This is a genomic window from Streptomyces sp. NPDC001027, from assembly GCF_040299045.1.
In the GTDB taxonomy this organism is placed as follows: Bacteria; Actinomycetota; Actinomycetes; order Streptomycetales; family Streptomycetaceae; genus Streptomyces.
In genome coordinates this window covers 1-16,006 of record NZ_JBEPBI010000062.1, presented here as the reverse complement: position 1 = coordinate 16,006, position 16,006 = coordinate 1, and the positions used below count along the sequence as shown (strand labels likewise).

Sequence of the window (16,006 nt, the reverse complement as noted above, 5' to 3'; positions counted from 1 at the left end):
GGCTGATGGGGCGGGAGGGCGATGGGCCGATGCCGGGTCGCCGGTCGGGGCGGCTTCTTCGATCGGTCGGCCTCTTCGATGGTCAGTGGGCGTTCGTGCTCCGCTCCAGCAGTGGGGACGCGTCGGAGAGTACCCCGGCGATTCTCGTCAGTGTCGCCTCGTCCCGCTCGACGGCGTCGAGGACCGGGCCCCGGGCGGTGTTCCAGCGACGGGCGACGGCGGCCGGGTCCTCGCCGGTCAGCAGCCCCGCCGCCTGCGCGGCGGCCCCCAGCGCGACGAGTTCCTTCGCTTCGGGGACCTGGACCGGACGTCCCGACAGCCGGCGCACGGTCTGCTGCCAGGCCGTGCCCCGGGCGCCGCCGCCGATCAGCAGCAGGGGGGACGAGCGGTCCGCTTCCGCGTCGAGGACGAGGTCGAGCGCGCCGAGCAGGGAGTGCACGGCCCCGTCGTAGGCGGCCTGGAGCAGCTGGCCGGCGGTCGTGTCGTGACGCAGACCGTGCAGCACGCCGGACGCGTTCGGCAGGTTCGGGGTGCGCTCCCCGTCGAGGTAGGGCAGGAGCGTGAGGTGCGCGGTGGGCTCCACGGCTTCGCGGTCCAGCCCCAGCAGAGCGGCGACCCGGTCGACGGCGAGCGTGCAGTTCAGGGTGCAGGCCAGGGGCAGCCAGTCGCCGTGGGCGTCGGCGAAGCCGGCCACGGTGCCGGTGGGGTCGGTGGGGCGGCGTTTGGCCACCGCGTAGACCGTGCCCGAGGTCCCGAGGCTCAGCACGGGCGTGCCGGGACGCAGCCCGAGGCCGAGCGCCGCCGCGGCGTTGTCGCCGGTGCCCGGGGCGACCAGCGTCCCCTTGGCGAACGGCAGGTCGTGGCTGTCGCGCACGGTGCCCGCCACCTCGCCAGGCCGCACCACGCGGGGCAGCAGGGCCGGGTCGAGCCCCACATGGGCGAGGATCTCCTCGTCGTACGACTCGGTCCCCGAGGCCCACCAGCCGGTGCCCGAGACGTCACCCCGGTCGGTGGTCCCCTCGCCCGTGAGACGTTCGGTGAGGTAGTCGTGGGGGAGGCGCACGGCCTTGGTCGCGCGCAGGGCCTCCGGCTCGTTCTCCGCCAGCCACGCCCACTTGGTCACCGTGAAGCTGGCCGCCGGCACGGATCCGGTGCGCTCCGCCCAGAACTTCGCTCCGCCCAGCTCCTCGGTCAGCCGGCGCGCCTGCGGAGCCGAGCGGACGTCGTTCCACAGCAGTGCCGGGCGCACCGGCTCGCCACGCTCGTCCAGGGTGACGAGTCCGTGCTGCTGGCCGCCGATCGACACGGCGGCGGCTTCACGGGCCGCGTCGCCGCACTGGTGCAACGCCTCGCGCAGGGCGTCCCACCACTGACGCGGGTCGCTCTCACGGCCGGCCCCTGCGGACACGGTGTGCGGCGCCTGGCCGCTCGCGACGACGGCGCCGGTGGCGGCGTCGACGACCAGGACCTTCGTGGACTGGGTGGACGTGTCCACGCCGACGACGAGCGGACCCTCGGCTGCTGACATCGGGCTCTCCCTCAAGTTTTTCCGCGGCTCTGCGGGATCTGTCTTCCCAGAGATGCGTCCGCATACTAATTTGTAAACGGCCATGACGAAATAGTTCGCCACCGCCCCCGCACCACAGACTTCGAGCAAGGAGCCCGGCATGAGCTACCAGCCCACCCCCGACGACAGGTTCACCTTCGGCCTGTGGACCGTCGGCTGGCAGGGAAGGGACCCGTTCGGCGACGCCACGCGGCGTGCCCTCGACCCGGTCGAGACGGTGACGCGCCTGGCCGAGCTGGGCGCCTACGGCGTGACGTTCCACGACGACGACCTCATCCCGTTCGGATCCTCCGACAGCGAGCGCGAGGAGCACGTCAAGCGCTTCCGGCAGGCCCTGGACACCACCGGCATGACCGTGCCGATGGCCACCACCAACCTCTTCACGCATCCCGTCTTCAAGGACGGCGCGTTCACCGCGAACGACCGCGACGTGCGCCGGTACGCCCTGCGCAAGACGATCCGCAACATCGACCTCGCCGTCGAGCTCGGCGCCAAGACGTACGTGGCCTGGGGCGGCCGTGAGGGCGCGGAGTCCGGCGCCGCCAAGGACGTCCGCGTGGCGCTCGACCGCATGAAGGAGGCCTTCGACCTCCTCGGCGAGTACGTGACCTCCCAGGGTTACGACCTGAAGTTCGCCATCGAGCCCAAGCCGAACGAGCCGCGCGGCGACATCCTGCTGCCCACCGTCGGCCACGCCCTGGCGTTCATCGAGCGCCTGGAGCGTCCGGAGCTGTACGGCGTCAACCCGGAGGTCGGCCATGAGCAGATGGCCGGGCTGAACTTCCCGCACGGCATCGCGCAGGCGCTGTGGGCGGGCAAGCTCTTCCACATCGACCTCAACGGCCAGTCCGGCATCAAGTACGACCAGGACCTGCGGTTCGGCGCCGGTGACCTGCGTTCCGCGTTCTGGCTGGTCGACCTGCTCGAGAGCGCCGGTTACGCGGGCCCGAAGCACTTCGACTTCAAGCCGCCGCGCACCGAGGACCTCGACGGCGTGTGGGCGTCGGCGGCAGGCTGCATGCGCAACTACCTGATCCTCAAGGAGCGGGCGACCGCCTTCCGCGCCGACCCCGAGGTCCAGGAGGCCCTGCGCGCCTCCCGCCTCGACGAGCTGGCGCAGGCCACCGCCGCCGACGGCCTGGAGAGCCTGCTCGCCGACCGCACCGCCTTCGAGGACTTCGACCCCGAGGCGGCCGCCGCCCGCGGCATGGCCTTCGAGCAGCTCGACCAGCTCGCGATGGACCACCTGCTGGGCGCCCGGAGCTGAGCCGCGCACACGCGCGTGGGTGCGTCGAGCTGCCACACGCGCGTGCCGCAGACATGTTCCACCTCCGGTCGGCCTCCGCACGCAATATGCCGGAATCATGCCCTCCGTGCCATGAACCGGTATCAAGCCGCGTGCGGGGGTCGCTCGCGGGCGGGCCCACGGTCACGCTGGACGGCATGGCCATGCCGCCCGTACCGCCTCAGCCGCCCGGACCGCCGGGGGACATGCCGCCTCCCGGCGGCTTCGGACCGCCCACCGCCCCCTACGGAACCGGTGCGGTCGGTGATCCCGGCGGCCCCGGCCGGCGGCGCAGAAACCCGCTCTTCGTGGTGTTCGCCCTGCTGGTCCTGGCCGCAGCGGTCATCGCCGTCGTGCTGATGAGGTCGGGAAGCGGCGACTCGCCGGACGACGGCCCCACGACCGGGGGCGGCGCCACGAGCTCGCCCCCGCCGTCCGCCGGTCTTCCGACGACCCTGCCCAGCGGTTTCCCCAGCCGCCTTCCCACCGCGCTGCCGAGCACGCTCCCGACGGAACTGCCCACGGCGCTGCCGACCGCGTTGCCGAGCACGCTGCCTACCGAGCTGCCCAGCGGGCTGCCCAGCGGGCTGGAATCGCTGCTCCCCTCGCTGGGCGACCTCGCCCCGTAGGCTGCCCTGCGTCGTCGCCCGCCCCGCGGCCGACGCACGTGAGGCACGCCGTTCCGCCTGCCGACGGTGTCCCCGGCGGAGGTCGCCTCCGCCGGGACCAGCGCTTTCGTCAAGGAAGGAACGGCGTTTCAGTCAGGGAACCGAGGGAGCCTCCGTCAGGGCGGGACGGCGTCTCCTCGCCGTCGGGGCGGGTTGTCGCCAAGGCGGTCGCCGGGTCGTCGGCGGCCTCCCCGGCCGGCGTCCAGCGACCGCCCTCCTTGCGGTACGGCCACCAGCGACCGTCCCGTCCCAGCCGGAGCTGGCAGGGCTCACCGACGACCGTCCAGCGGTTCGCCCGCACGCGCAGGGCCGGCCGCTCGTCGTCCTCCCAGGCGGCATCAAGCGCAGCACACGCGCGGGCGAGCGCATCGCCTTCGACGGCCCACTCCTCCTCCCACACCGACAGGGCAGCCGCCCCGCCTCGTCGCCAGGCCCGTACGGCCGACGCCAACTGCTCACGGCTGCGCCCCGAGCCGACGGCCAGCCGTCCGGTCACGGCCGCGAGCCGATGCGCGCCCGGACCGCCGCCCACGGCGCCGGCCGCCAGTCGCACGGCGTCCTGACCGACCGACAACGGCTCCTCTTCCGCACGCCGTCCCGGGCGCTCGCGCAGCGCCTCCGCGAGCAACAGGTGCGCCGCGGCGGCTGTCCGGGCGGCCAGGAACTCCAGAGCGGCGGGCTCCACCGCGGGCGGCGGCGGGGTGTCCGTGTCCAAGGCGGGCGGGACGCCCGGCTGCGGCGGGAGAGCGGGCGCGGCCGGCAGCGCGGGCAGGATGTCACCGGCCGCGTACGCCTCCGCCGCGTCCACCCCTTCGGCTCGGGCCGGCGCCGGAGCGGCGTCGGCCGCAGCGCCGGAGCCGCGCGCCTGGAGGCCGTCCAGCAGGACCCTCTCGGCGCGGCCTCGAAGCAGCAGCAGGACGAACGGATCCTGGTCGAGCAGCCTTGCCACCTGGTAGCAGACGGCCGCCGTGTGACCGCAATGGTCCCAGGCGTCGCAGTCGCACTCCGCCTCCAGGTCGCCGAGCCCCGGCAGCAGATGGACGCCCGCGGCGGCGGCGTCCTCGACGAGATGGGGCGGCATCTCCCGGTCGAGCAGTGCCGCCATGTGACCGGACCGTTCGACCGTCAGGTCCAGGAAGCGGTCCCACTGCGCGTCAGAAAGCGGGTCCAGCAGCACGTCGGCCCGGTGCGGTGTGCGGTCACGGCCGCGGACGACGGCCGTGACGCGGCCCGGTCGCACGGTCACCGCGCCCACGGCGCCCGCGCGCGCGAGCCGTCGGCCCTCCTTCACCTGCTTCCCGTCCACGGCGCCGTCCTCCAGCGCGGTGAGCCACGCCCTGCCCCACCAGGTCTGCGCGAATCCCCTCCCGTGGGCGGGAGGCAGCGCCGCGAACGTGCGTGCCTCGGTTCCCTCGACGCGTTCCTCGCCGCTCCGGCCGGCGTCGGCGTGCCCGTTCATCGCGTGCCCTCTCGCAGTTCCACCAGATCGGCCAGCTCGGCGTCCGTCAGCTCCGTGAACGCCGCCGCTCCGGCATCGAGGACGGCGTCCGCGACCGCCCGCTTGCGCCGCAGCATGTCGGCGATGCGGTCCTCGACGGTCCCTTCGGCGATCAGCCGGTGCACCTGGACGGGACGGGTCTGGCCGATGCGGTGGGCGCGGTCGGTGGCCTGCGCCTCTACGGCCGGATTCCACCAGCGGTCGTAGTGCACGACGTGCTCCGCGCGCGTGAGGTTGAGGCCGGTTCCCGCGGCCCGCAGGGACAGCAGGAACACCGGGACCTCGCCGTCCTGGAAGCGCCGGACCATGGCCTCGCGTTCCGCGACCGGCGTTCCGCCGTGCAGGAACAGCGTCGGGACGCCCCGCGCGGCAAGGTGCTGCTCCAGCAGCCGCGCCATGCGCACGTACTGCGTGAAGACCAGCACGCTCGCCCCCTCGGCGAGGAGAACGTCGAGGAGTTCGTCCAGGAGCTCCAGCTTCCCGGAGCGTCCCGCGGTCCTCGGCCGGTCCTCCTTGAGGTACTGCGCGGGATGGTTGCAGATCTGCTTGAGACCGGTCAGCAGTTTCACGATCAGGCCGCGCCGCGCCATGTCGTCGGCCTCGGCGATCGCCGCCAGGGTCTCGCGCACCACGGCCTCGTACAGGCCCGCCTGCTCGTCGGTGAGGGCGACGGGCCGGTCGGTCTCGGTCTTGGGCGGCAGCTCGGGCGCGATGCCCGGGTCCGACTTGCGCCGACGCAGCAGGAACGGTCCGATCAGCCGGGCGAGCCGCTCCGCCGCCGCCGGATCCCCGCCGCCCTCGACGGCTCGCGCATGGCGCGCGCGGAAGTGGCCGAGCCGGCCCAGCAGGCCCGGCGTCGTCCAGTCCAGGATCGCCCACAGCTCCGACAGGTCGTTCTCCACCGGAGTGCCCGTGAGGGCCACCCGCGCGCGTGCGCCGACGGTGCGCAGCGCCCTCGCGGTCGCCGAGTACGGGTTCTTCACGTGCTGTGCCTCGTCCGCCACGACCAAGCCCCACGTGACGGAGCCGAGCCGCTCCGCGTCCAGCCTCAGCGTGCCGTACGTCGTCAGCACGAAGTCCCTGTCGGCCGGCGCCGCGAGGTCGCGACGCGGGCCGTGGAAGCGGCGTACGTCGGTGCCCGGGGCGAATTTCTCGATCTCCCGCTGCCAGTTGCCCATCAGGGACGTCGGGCAGACCACGAGGGTGGGGCCCGCGGTCGAGGCGTCCGCCTGGCGGTGCAGGTGCAGGGCGATCAGCGTGACGGTCTTGCCCAGCCCCATGTCGTCCGCAAGACAGCAGCCCAGGCCGAGGGCCGTGTTGCGGGCCAGCCAGTCCAGCCCGCGGCGCTGGTAGTCGCGCAGGGTGGCGTCGAGCGCGGCGGGCTGTGCCACCGGCTCGTCGCGCTCGGGGTGCGTCAGCCGCTCCCGCAGGGCCGCCAGCCACCCGGTGGGCTCCACGTCGACCCTGAGGCCGTCCACCTCCGAGGAGCCCGTCAGAGCCGCGCTCAGGGCGTCCACGGGAGTCAGCCTGAGGTCCTGCCGGTCGGCGGCGCGACGCAGCTCCCCCGGGTCGATCAGAACCCACCGGTCACGCAGCCGCACCAGCGGCCGCTTCGACTCGGCCAGTCGGTCCAGCTCCTCACGCGTGAGCTGCTGGCCTCCGAGCCCGAAACGCCACGTGAACGTCAGGAGGGCGTCCGTGGACAGCGACGGCGGTGTGTCCGACCCCGCGCGCGGTGAGGTCGAACCCTCCTCCGGCGGACCTATGACCGCGCGGGCGGTCAGCGTCCGGACCAGCTCGCGGGGCCAGTGGACCTCGACGCCTGCCGTCGCCAGCGCTCGTGAACCGTCCCCCAGGAGTTCGACGATCTCCTCGTCGACGAGATCGACCGCCTCGGGGACCGTGGCCGACAGCAGGGGAGTGAGCGGGGGCCAGGCCCGCGCGGCACGGCGCAGGGCGAGCACGGCGTCGGCACGCGCACGGGGGCCGAACCCCTCGCGCGTCGCCTCGGGGCCGCCCCAGATCGTGGCGGCGTCGGCGACGAGCGCGGGATCGCTGACGCTGTGCACCTGCGGCACGGCCCGGTATCGGGGCGTGGCTCCCTCAAGATCGAGGTCGAGATCGACGCCCGGGCCTGTGCCGAGACGGGCGGAGGAGAGCGCGGTCGCACCGGTTCCGCCGATCCCGCCGGCTCCGCGGACGCCGGACCGGGACTCGGCGGCGTCGCCCTCGCCCACGGGCGGCGCGCCGACCGGAGGTTCGTGCCCCGCGTACTCCGGGGCTCCGACGCCCGACACGTCGATCCGCAGCGAGATCCGTACGCCGGCGTCATGGCCCGCGGCGACGTCGGCCGCCCAGCCGCGCAGCTCCGGCGCCGTCTGCGGCTCTCGCGCCGCGTACGCAGGTCCGCCGGTCACGAGCGACGCCGCGGGTGTGCGGGGCAGCGCGTCCGCGAGGGCGTCCAGAAAGGCGCGCAGCAGCCGTTCGGGGTCGGGGAGCCGCAGTGGCGGGGCGTCGTCCAGTGGCACGGCGTGTGCCTCGGGCGGCATGGAGGCGGCAAGTCGGCGCACCTGCTCGGCGTCGTCCGGGCCCAGCGGGCCGGCCCGCCAGGCGTCGTGGTCCTGCGCGGACAGGCCGGGAAGCAGCAGGCCGCGTGCCGTGAACCGCAGGGACAGCAGGGCGGCCGCACCCCAGAAAGCGGCGGATCGGTGGGCGTCCGGCGCGGTACGCGCGTGGACGAGGACGGGAAGGGCGTCCAGCACCGGCAGCAGCAGGACGGGCACGCGGGTGACCGTCACACCGGCACCGGCACCGGCACCGGCAGGGGCGTCGGCGCCGGCGTCGGTCGGCCGGACGACGGACAGACTCGCGGACGGATCCCGTGCGCCTCGCGGCCAGGTGACGGGAGGGGCCTCGCCGTCGGGTCGCCAGAAGGCGACGCTGCCGGTGCGGGCGGGGACGCCGGGCGCGAACAGGGCGCAGCAGCCGACCAGTTCGGAGATCTCGGGTGACGCTTCCGTGGGAACCCTCTGCACGGTGATGAGCCTGCTCCTCAAGTTTGACTACCGGGGCGGAGTCGCCGAGGGTACAGCACTCGCGAGGAAAGGGCGCACTGCGTTTCGGCGGGCCGGTTTGGGGTGATCCCCTCGGTGCGCCATGTCCGGCGTCCGGTGTCGCCGGGCTCCCCGAGGGCGTCTCGGGGGACTCTCGGGGGCGGGTTTCAGGGACGTCTCAGGGTCGCTGCCGGAACCGCGGGCGGCGTGGACCCGTTTTCATGGCAGAGAGCGGCAACGGCCGCGAAGGAGGCGACGCACACATGTCGAAGAACGCGAAGATCGCCGCAGGGGGCGTGGCGGTAGGGCTCCTCCTGCTGATCTGGCTGCCCTGGTGGGCCGCCCTGCTGATCGTGGTGGGGGTCCCCGCGGCGGCCTACCTCACGCTGGATCCGTCGCAACGGCGCAGGCTGCGCCGTGTCACGCGCAAGGAGCTCGGCCGCTGAGCGACGGGGACCGCATGGCGGCCCCCGTCACCCGCACGGGGAGATCCGGTCGGTCTCACAGAGGTCGTACGGCCATCTTGTCGAGCGCCTCCAGCAGCCCGGGCAGTTCGGGGCCGCGGCCGACGGGCAGCACCTCGCCGGGCTCCTCGTCGAGCAGCACGAACGCGATGTCGTCGGTCCTGGCGACGAGCGACCAGCCGGGGCCGTCGGCGCGCAGCGTTCGCGCGTCACCGGGAGCGAACGAGGAGCGCACCCGTCCGAGCGGAGGCGGGCTGTCCACGTAGGCGCGCACCTCGGCCAGCACTCGTCGGATCCCGCTGTGCCCGCCCGGCGAGGGCTTGTCGCCCGCGCAGGCCTCGCTCTCGGACCCCGTGGCCTCACCTTCGGCCTCCGTGGCGTCGTCCCCGGTCCCTGTGGCGTCGCCCGCGGTCCCTGCGGCCGCCTCCGCGCGCTCCCGTGACGACGCGAACTCCGCGTCGTCGATCTGCTCCCGCCACAGGGCCCACTGCAGCGCGATCTCGTCGGCGCCCAGCCGACGCTGCGCCGGACCCCAGACGCTGGTGTCCGGAGGCGTCAGCGCGGGACCGTCCGCGATGTCCGGGGCGGGGTCGTGCGGAGCGGGCACGCCGGGTGCCGCGACGGCGACCGCAAGCGGCCAGCCGGGCAGCGCGGCGACGACCGTCCGCTCGTCGGGCGACAGGTCGTACTCCATGCCGCAGTCCCACGACGCGATGGCGACGGCCACCAAGGACACGTCGTCGATGACGACGGTCCACCGTGCTCCTCCGCCGTCCTGGCCCAGCACCAGGCCGTACCCGTCGGCGAGCGGCGGCATGCCGAGCGCCGCGCAGGCCTCCGGATAGTCGTCGCCCAGCGCGCTCGGGAACTTCGCCGGCGTCAACAGCACCGCCGTGAGCACATAGAGCGCGTCGTCCGCGGCGGCGACGGTGTCCTCGTCCGTCCCGGCCATCCCAGCCTCCCCATCGGTTCGTCCAACCGCGCGCACCCTAGTGCGGCGAGAAGGCGCTTGTCACGACCGGCCGACTACCCGGAGCTGCAGGTTTCCGGCCGGACGGGGCGAATCGACCACGGGGAGGGGTCGGATGCGTCACGCTGCCGGCAGTCCGAGGAGTTCGCGAGCCACGGTCTGCGGCGATTCGTCGCGCTGCCGCGCCAGGGCGATGACGGCGCGGCAGGCCAGTTCGTTGACGCCGAAGGACAACGCCTCCGGCGACACCCAGTCCGCTGCCTCGTCGATTTTGTCCTGATCGTCCTCGGCGCAGGCCGAGACGTACACGGCGGCCGCCTCGAACAGATTGTGCGTGCGCTTTCCGCCCTTGCGCGCCGCAGCGTCCGGACTCCCCGCGCTGTCCGGGCCGGGCCGCGCGCGCCCCGCGTCGAGGAGTCTTCCGCAGGCCTTGCGTATCGCACCGATCATGCCGTCCGCCTTCCCAGTGCCTCAATGCGTCGACGGGCCGTCCATCTCCCGCTGCTCACCCTGGAGTTGCCCGCCCGGGGGCGGAAGGGAACGGGGTTGCGGTCACTGATCGGGCGTCGAGCGACCCGAGGGTGTCGCTCAGCCAGGCGAGCTCGGCCCGCGAGGTGGCCCGGGCGATGGTCAGAACGCCGCGCCGGAACGGGTCCGTCAGCTCCTCGGCCCGCAGCGGACGGTCGCCGTCGTAGAAGAAGCTGGCCGGTTCCTCGAGGAAGGCCAGCCGGCGGCGCAGCACCGCGGCCTGGGCGGCGGGGTCGTCCAGGTGCCGCAGGAAGGCGAGCACGGTGAACCAGCGGTTCTCGTCGGTGATGTCCCGCCGGTCGGGTTCGGCGAGCCGCCTGCGCAGTTCGTCCCGGCCGTCGGCGGTGAGGCTCAGGACGTGCCGCGGAGCGGCTGCGGCGCCGGGCTCCGTGGCGCGCACCAGGAGGCCCGCCTTCTCCAGGCGCTTGATCGCCGGATACAGCGTGCTCTCGGCCACGGGGCGCACGTGCCCGGTGAGCGCGGTGATGCGCTTGCGCAGCTCATAGCCGTGCAGCGGGGCGTCGAACAGGAAACCGAGGACGGCGAGCTCCAGCATGCCTGCATTCTGCCGCAGAACAGGTGTACCTCGCAGTCTCGGTATCACGTCATTGGAGTACTACGTGAAAGTAATACATCGGTGACGTAGTACTCCGTCGGAGATGTATGGTCATGCCGGGCCCGACGCCGATGGCCATGCTGATGGCGATCGACCGGACCGGGCGACGACCGTGATCCGAGGGGGAGCGATGCAGCAGACCGAGTTCGACGGCAGGGGCAGCCGGGTGCGCTGGACGGAGACCCGGGGCGGCGGGCCCGCGCGGGTGTACGTGCACGGGCTGGGAGCGGCCTCGACCGTGTATCACGCGCACGTGGCGGCCCGGCCGGAACTGGCCGGACGGCGGAGCTTGTTCGTGGACCTGCCGGGTCACGGCATCAGCGACCGCCCGGCGGACTTCGGCTACACGCTCGAGGAACACGCCGACGCCCTGGCGGCAGCGCTGGACGCGGCCGGGGCGACCGGCGCCGAACTGGTCGCCCACAGCATGGGCGGCTCCGTGGCCGTCGTCCTGGCGCACCGCCGGCCCGACCTGGTCGCCCGGCTGGTGCTGACGGAAGCCAACCTCGACGCGTTCCCACCGCCCGCCGCGGGCAGCAGCGGCATCGCCTCCTACGGTGAGGACGAGTTCGTCGCCGGCGGGTACGCGCGCGTGCTCGACGCGGTCGGGCCCCTGTGGGCAGCGACGATGCGGCTCGCCGACCCGCGCGCACTGCACCGCAGCGCCGTCGGTCTGCGACGCGGATCCGATCCGGTCATGCGCGAGATCCTGACCGGGCTGCACGCGGTGGAACGCGTCTACCTGCAGGGTGAGCTCACCGGCCCGCTCGACGGCGCGGACGCGCTGACGGCCGCGGGGGTGCGGGTGGTCACGGTGCCGGGCGCCGGCCACAACGTCATGTTCGACAACCCCGACGCGTTCGTGCGGGCGGTCGCCGGAGGCGAGTGACCCCTCAGCCCTCGCGCACGGCCACGGCCAGGAAGCGCGCGTCCTCGTCGACGTATGACGTCATGCGCCACCCCGACCCCGCCAGCAGAGGGCGGAGGTTGGGTTGCGCCCGCAGATCCTCCGACGTGATCCGGCGCCCCTGGCGTGCCGCGAGCGCCGCCCGGCCGATGGGATGGAACAGCGCCAGCAGGCCGCCGGGGCGCACCACGCGCGCCAACTCGCCCAGGTTCTCGGCCGGCCGGGGCAGGTGGGAGACGAGCCCGGCGCCGAAGACGGCGTCCAGGGCCCCGGAGCGCAGGGGGAGCGCGGTGACGTCCGCGAGCACCAGCCGCCCGTCGCGGTCCCGTCCGGCCCGTACGGCGGCCTCCAGCATGGCCGGGGTCAGATCGACCCCGACGACCACTCCCGAACGCCCCACGGCGGCACGCAGCGGCGTCAGGGCGCGCCCGGTGCCGCAGCCCGCGTCCAGCACGCGGTCCCCCTCGCGCAGTCCGAGGTCGCCGACCGCAGCCGCGTAGGCGGGACCGTCGTCGGGGAACCGGTCGTCCCAGCCGGCGGCACGGGCGCCGAAGAACTCCTGGACATGTGTGTGACGGTCGCTCATTCTCTGCATGATCCCTCACCGGCCCGGAGGACGCCTCGGCGCACACGTTCGAGCGTGACCCGATCGTTCAGGCGCACCTCTGAGTCATATTCCAACAGCTTTCGAAATGCGCCGCCCTTGTGCTCCCGTGCCCCGGCTAGCGTCCCGGGGCCATGGGACACCTGGACCACGCCGCCTTCGGCTGGCTGACCCCCGTGCTGTCGTACGCGATGGCCTGCATCGGCGCCGCCCTCGGACTGCGCTGCACCATGCGCGCGCTCGGCGCCTCCGGGCGCTCCCGCCGCAACTGGCTGATCACCGCCGCGTCGGCGATCGGCACCGGAATCTGGACCATGCACTTCGTGGCGATGCTCGGATTCGGCGTCACCGGCACCGACATCCGTTACGACGTCCCCCTGACCGTGCTCAGTCTCCTCGTGGCCATGGTCGTGGTCTGCGCCGGCGTCTTCGCCGTCGGCTACAGCGGCGACCGCACGCGCGCGCTGCTGATCGGCGGACTCACCACCGGCCTGGGCGTGGCGAGCATGCACTACCTGGGCATGGCGGCGGTCCGGCTGCACGGCGACGTCACCTACGACGCGGTGCGGGTGGGACTCTCCGTCCTGATCGCCGTCGTCGCGGCGACCGCGGCGCTCTGGGCGGCGCTCAACATCAAGTCGCCGGTTGCCGTCACCCTCGCCTCCCTCGTCATGGGCGTGGCGGTGAGCAGCATGCACTACACCGGCATGTTCGCGGTGCGGGTGCACGTCACGCCCTCGGGCGAGGCGCTGCCCGGGGCCACGGCGATGCAGTTCATCTTCCCCCTCGCCGTCGGCCTCGGGTCCTACCTCTTCCTGACCTCGGCCTTCGTCGCCCTGTCACCCACCACCGGGGAGCGCGCGGCCTCCGCCTCCGCGCAGCAGGCGGTGGAGGCCGCCCAGAGCGGTCCGGGGCGACAACAGGCCCGGACCGTCTGAGCGGCCGACACACCCGTCCCAGCCCCCCTTCCGAGCGAGGAGGCCATGCGCACACCCCGCAGGACCCCGACGGCCGGCGCCGACGCGCCGCCCCCCGCGCGCGGGCGGCGCGCCCACGCCGGACCCCCGGCCGACGAAGGGCCGGACGAACGGACGGACCCGTCGACGCCCCCCGCCCCGGACGCGTCGACCCCCCGCGCGCAAGGCTGGCGTCTTCGGCCGCGCACCGTACGAGCCAAGATCGTCTGCCTGCTGATGGTGCCGGTCGTCTCCCTGCTCGCCCTGTGGGCCTTCGCCACGGTCGGCACGGCACAGGACGTCTCCCGGCTGCGCCAGTTGCAGCGAGTCGACTCCCAGGTCCGCGCCCCCGTCGCGGCCGCCGTGGCCGCCCTCCAGGCCGAACGGACAGCCGCCGTACGGTACGCGACCCGTCCCGCACCCGGGCAGGACGCCGACCTGAGGACGCTCGCCGAACGCACCGACCGGGCGGTGTCGGGCCTGCGGCTCGGCGACGACAGCACCGTCGCCGACGGCCAGGACCTGCCCGCGGGCGTGGCCCGGCGTCTCGAGACGTTCGTCTCCGCCGCCGGACGACTGTCCGAGCTGCGGACCGCCGTCCTAGACGGCAGCGCCGGCTGGGAGACGGCCTACAGCCGCTACACCGGCGCCATCTCGTCGGCCTTCGCGGTCGGCGGCGCCCTCTCGGGCATCCAGGACGCCGAACTCGGCTCCGACGCGCGCGTGCTGCTCGAGTTCTCCCGCGCGGGAGAGGCGCTGGCCCAGGAGGACGCCGTGCTCGCCGGCGCGCGGCTGACGGGGCGTCTCGAGGGAACCCGCCTGCGACTGTTCACCGGCGCGGTCGACACGCGTCGCGTCCTCACCGGATCGGCCACCGCGGACCTGCGCGGACCCGAGCACACCGCCTGGCGCCGTCTCGCCGCCGGCAGCGCCTACGCCTCCCTGGGGGCCGTCGAGGACAGGGTGCTCGCCGGGCGGCCGGGAGTGAAGGCGATCGCCGCCGCTCCCGAGGGCGCCTGGGCGTCGGCGCACGCCCGCGTGCAGGACGGCATGCGGACCATCGAGGCGGACGCCGGCAGCGACGTCGCCGGCCGCGCCGACCCGCTCACCCGCGGTCTGCTCACCGCACCCGGAGCCGCGGTGCTGCTGGGCCTCGCCGCCGTCGTCGCCTCGCTCGTCATCTCCGTGCGCATCGGTCGCGGGCTCGTCGTCGAACTGGTCGGCCTGCGCAACAGCGCCCTGGAGATCGCCCGGCGCAAACTCCCGGAGGCGATGGGGAAACTGCGCGCCGGCGAGCAGATCGACGTCCGCGCGGAAGCTCCGCCGGGTCCTCCCTCCGAGGACGAGACCGGCCAGGTCGCCGAGGCCCTCAACACCGTGCACAGGGCCGCACTGCGCGCCGCCGTGGAGCGCGCCGAGCTCGCCAGCGGCATCTCCGGGGTGTTCGTCAACCTGGCCCGCCGCAGCCAGGTCCTGGTCCACCGCCAGCTGAGCCTCCTGGACAGCATGGAGCGCCGCTCCGACGACCCGAACGAACTCAGCGACCTCTTCCGGCTCGACCACCTCACCACTCGTATGCGGCGCCACGCGGAAAGCCTGATCATCCTTTCCGGCGCGGCGCCCGGTCGGGCATGGCGGATGCCGGTCTCCCTCACCAACGTCGTCCGCGCCGCCGTCTCCGAGGTCGAGGACTACGCGCGCGTAGAGGTGCGGCAACTCCCCGAGGCCGCCGTCATCGGCACGGCCGTGGCCGACCTCACCCACCTGCTCGCGGAGCTCGTCGAGAACGCGGCGCAGTTCTCGCCCCCGCACACCCGGGTGCGCGTCACCGGCGAACCCGTCGGCAACGGCTACGCCGTGGAGGTCGAGGACCGGGGCCTGGGCATGGGCAGGGAGACCCTCGACGAGGCGAACAGGCGCATCGCCCAGTCCGAGGCCCTCGACCTCTTCGACAGCGACCGGCTCGGCCTGTTCGTCGTGAGCAGGCTCGCCGCCCGGCACGGCGTCAAGGTGCATCTGCGAACGTCGCCTTACGGCGGGACCACGGCCGTCGTCCTGCTGCCGACGGCTCTGCTGCACAGCGGCACGCCGGAGGTCTCCGCCCGCGAGGCGGCGGAGCAGCCGACGGAACGTGCCTACGCGCGCGTGGCCGGAGGAGACGGCCACGCGTCCGGCGGCCACGCGTCCGACGGCCGCCGCGCCGACGAGCACGCCTTCGGGCCGCACGAGATGTCCGAGCGCCCGCTCGACCACCGGCAGGCGGTCGGCCCCGGGCCTGCCGGCCGACGCCGCGAGTCCGTCTCCCCGCCCCTCGAACGACCCGCGCTCGCTTCCTCCGCGCAGGCCGCCGCCGAGCCGGCCGCGGCCTCTCCGCCGTCCACCGGAGTGACCGCCTTGCGCCTGCACCGTCCCCCGGACGACGACCAGGACGCCGGAGCCGGCGAAGCCACCGGACACGGAGAGGACACGGACGACCTTCCACGCCGGGTCCGGCAGGCCAGTCTCGCTCCGCAACTGCGCCGCTCGGGCCCCGGCGAGCCGGCCCGGACGCCTGCCCCGCGCGGCGACGAAGGACGCACCCCCGAGCTCGCACGCAACCGTATGGCCGCGTACCGGGAGGGCTGGGCCCGAGGCGGCGGAAGGCAACCCGGCCGCGGCGCGGCCCCGGATTCCGCACCGGGCAGTGAAAGCACTGAAGGAGAATCTCAATGATCGTGTCAAGCCGCCTGCGTGACCGGCGGGGTGGAGGTGAAGAGCCTCTTGTCGCGCAGCATCGCCCACAGAACATCCACTCGGCGTCGCGCGAGCGAGAGCAGGGCCTGGGTGTGCAGCAGGCCCTCGGATCGCTTCTTGAGGTAGTAGTCCCGGGAGGGGCCGGGCCGCATCATGG

General features: G+C 74.0%; 13 protein-coding genes and 1 pseudogene. 6 read left to right on the top strand and 8 right to left on the bottom strand.

Annotation, left to right across the window (positions count from 1 at the left end; translation table 11 throughout):
- Nucleotides 1–82: 82 nt before the first annotated feature.
- Entirely contained in the window at nt 83–1,528 is a 1,446-nt protein-coding gene (gene xylB / locus ABT300_RS19165; RefSeq protein WP_351676958.1) for a xylulokinase, read from the bottom strand.
- 139 nt (nt 1,529–1,667) lie between these two features.
- On the opposite strand from xylB, the gene xylA reads away from it, so the two are divergent.
- Nucleotides 1,668–2,834, top strand: coding sequence for a xylose isomerase (gene xylA, locus ABT300_RS19160; RefSeq protein WP_107447442.1), 1,167 nt, complete (start codon nt 1,668–1,670; stop codon nt 2,832–2,834).
- A gap of 176 nt (nt 2,835–3,010) precedes the next feature.
- The gene (locus tag ABT300_RS19155) at nt 3,011–3,481 is read left to right on the top strand and encodes a hypothetical protein (protein WP_351676955.1); all 471 of its coding nucleotides are present in this window, start codon (nt 3,011–3,013) and stop codon (nt 3,479–3,481) included.
- 109 nt (nt 3,482–3,590) lie between these two features.
- Here the strand turns inward: ABT300_RS19155 and ABT300_RS19150 are convergent, their stop codons facing one another.
- On the bottom strand, nt 3,591–4,979 hold the full coding sequence (locus ABT300_RS19150) for an SWIM zinc finger family protein (protein WP_351676952.1): 1,389 nt from the start codon (nt 4,977–4,979) through the stop codon (nt 3,591–3,593).
- Entirely contained in the window at nt 4,976–8,053 is a 3,078-nt protein-coding gene (locus ABT300_RS19145) for an SCO1167/SCO6262 family helicase (RefSeq protein ID WP_351676950.1), read from the bottom strand. Before ABT300_RS19145 ends, ABT300_RS19150 begins: the two co-directional genes overlap by 4 nt.
- Nucleotides 8,054–8,334: 281 nt before the next feature.
- On the opposite strand from ABT300_RS19145, the gene ABT300_RS19140 reads away from it, so the two are divergent.
- A complete protein-coding gene (locus tag ABT300_RS19140; RefSeq protein ID WP_053851965.1) occupies nt 8,335–8,517 on the top strand; it encodes a tail-anchor membrane protein in 183 nt (60 codons plus the stop codon).
- 55 nt (nt 8,518–8,572) lie between these two features.
- Here the strand turns inward: ABT300_RS19140 and ABT300_RS19135 are convergent, their stop codons facing one another.
- The 3 genes from ABT300_RS19135 to ABT300_RS19125 all read right to left on the bottom strand — a co-directional run bounded on the left by ABT300_RS19135 (nt 8,573) and on the right by ABT300_RS19125 (nt 10,589).
- Nucleotides 8,573–9,487 (bottom strand): hypothetical protein, encoded by a 915-nt coding sequence (locus ABT300_RS19135; RefSeq protein ID WP_351676948.1) that lies wholly within the window; start codon nt 9,485–9,487, stop codon nt 8,573–8,575.
- A 138-nt stretch (nt 9,488–9,625) separates the two neighbouring features.
- The gene (locus tag ABT300_RS19130; RefSeq protein ID WP_351676945.1) at nt 9,626–9,955 is read right to left on the bottom strand and encodes a hypothetical protein; all 330 of its coding nucleotides are present in this window, start codon (nt 9,953–9,955) and stop codon (nt 9,626–9,628) included.
- A gap of 55 nt (nt 9,956–10,010) precedes the next feature.
- Nucleotides 10,011–10,589 (bottom strand): PadR family transcriptional regulator, encoded by a 579-nt coding sequence (locus ABT300_RS19125; RefSeq protein ID WP_351676942.1) that lies wholly within the window; start codon nt 10,587–10,589, stop codon nt 10,011–10,013.
- A 190-nt stretch (nt 10,590–10,779) separates the two neighbouring features.
- Between ABT300_RS19125 and ABT300_RS19120 the strand changes: the two genes are divergently transcribed.
- Nucleotides 10,780–11,538, top strand: coding sequence for an alpha/beta fold hydrolase (locus ABT300_RS19120; protein ID WP_351676940.1), 759 nt, complete (start codon nt 10,780–10,782; stop codon nt 11,536–11,538).
- 4 nt (nt 11,539–11,542) lie between these two features.
- On the opposite strand, the gene ABT300_RS19115 is transcribed toward ABT300_RS19120, so the two are convergent.
- Nucleotides 11,543–12,142 (bottom strand): class I SAM-dependent methyltransferase, encoded by a 600-nt coding sequence (locus tag ABT300_RS19115; RefSeq protein WP_351676937.1) that lies wholly within the window; start codon nt 12,140–12,142, stop codon nt 11,543–11,545.
- Between the two features lie 152 nt (nt 12,143–12,294).
- Here ABT300_RS19115 and ABT300_RS19110 point away from each other — a divergent pair, with 152 nt between their 5' ends.
- Together ABT300_RS19110 and ABT300_RS19105 are read left to right on the top strand one after the other, a co-directional pair.
- Nucleotides 12,295–13,098, top strand: a complete 804-nt coding sequence (locus ABT300_RS19110) for an MHYT domain-containing protein (protein WP_351676935.1) — start codon at nt 12,295–12,297, stop codon at nt 13,096–13,098.
- Nucleotides 13,099–13,143: 45 nt separating this feature from the next.
- A complete protein-coding gene (locus ABT300_RS19105; RefSeq protein WP_351676932.1) occupies nt 13,144–15,828 on the top strand; it encodes a sensor histidine kinase in 2,685 nt (894 codons plus the stop codon).
- Between the two features lie 5 nt (nt 15,829–15,833).
- Here the strand turns inward: ABT300_RS19105 and ABT300_RS19100 are convergent.
- Nucleotides 15,834–16,006 (bottom strand): annotated as a pseudogene (locus tag ABT300_RS19100) (IS110 family transposase); the annotation flags it as partial.

Excerpts from the sequence above, each read along its gene's own strand:
- xylB (WP_351676958.1), bottom strand. The coding sequence starts at position 1,528 with ATGTCAGCAGCCGAGGGTCCGCTCGTCGTCGGCGTGGACACGTCCACC.
- xylA (WP_107447442.1), top strand. The coding sequence starts at position 1,668 with ATGAGCTACCAGCCCACCCCCGACGACAGGTTCACCTTCGGCCTGTGG.
- ABT300_RS19155 (WP_351676955.1), top strand. The coding sequence starts at position 3,011 with ATGGCCATGCCGCCCGTACCGCCTCAGCCGCCCGGACCGCCGGGGGAC.
- ABT300_RS19150 (WP_351676952.1), bottom strand. The coding sequence starts at position 4,979 with ATGAACGGGCACGCCGACGCCGGCCGGAGCGGCGAGGAACGCGTCGAG.
- ABT300_RS19140 (WP_053851965.1), top strand. The coding sequence starts at position 8,335 with ATGTCGAAGAACGCGAAGATCGCCGCAGGGGGCGTGGCGGTAGGGCTC.
- ABT300_RS19135 (WP_351676948.1), bottom strand. The coding sequence starts at position 9,487 with ATGGCCGGGACGGACGAGGACACCGTCGCCGCCGCGGACGACGCGCTC.
- ABT300_RS19130 (WP_351676945.1), bottom strand. The coding sequence starts at position 9,955 with ATGATCGGTGCGATACGCAAGGCCTGCGGAAGACTCCTCGACGCGGGG.
- ABT300_RS19125 (WP_351676942.1), bottom strand. The coding sequence starts at position 10,589 with ATGCTGGAGCTCGCCGTCCTCGGTTTCCTGTTCGACGCCCCGCTGCAC.
- ABT300_RS19120 (WP_351676940.1), top strand. The coding sequence starts at position 10,780 with ATGCAGCAGACCGAGTTCGACGGCAGGGGCAGCCGGGTGCGCTGGACG.
- ABT300_RS19115 (WP_351676937.1), bottom strand. The coding sequence starts at position 12,142 with ATGAGCGACCGTCACACACATGTCCAGGAGTTCTTCGGCGCCCGTGCC.
- ABT300_RS19110 (WP_351676935.1), top strand. The coding sequence starts at position 12,295 with ATGGGACACCTGGACCACGCCGCCTTCGGCTGGCTGACCCCCGTGCTG.
- ABT300_RS19105 (WP_351676932.1), top strand. The coding sequence starts at position 13,144 with ATGCGCACACCCCGCAGGACCCCGACGGCCGGCGCCGACGCGCCGCCC.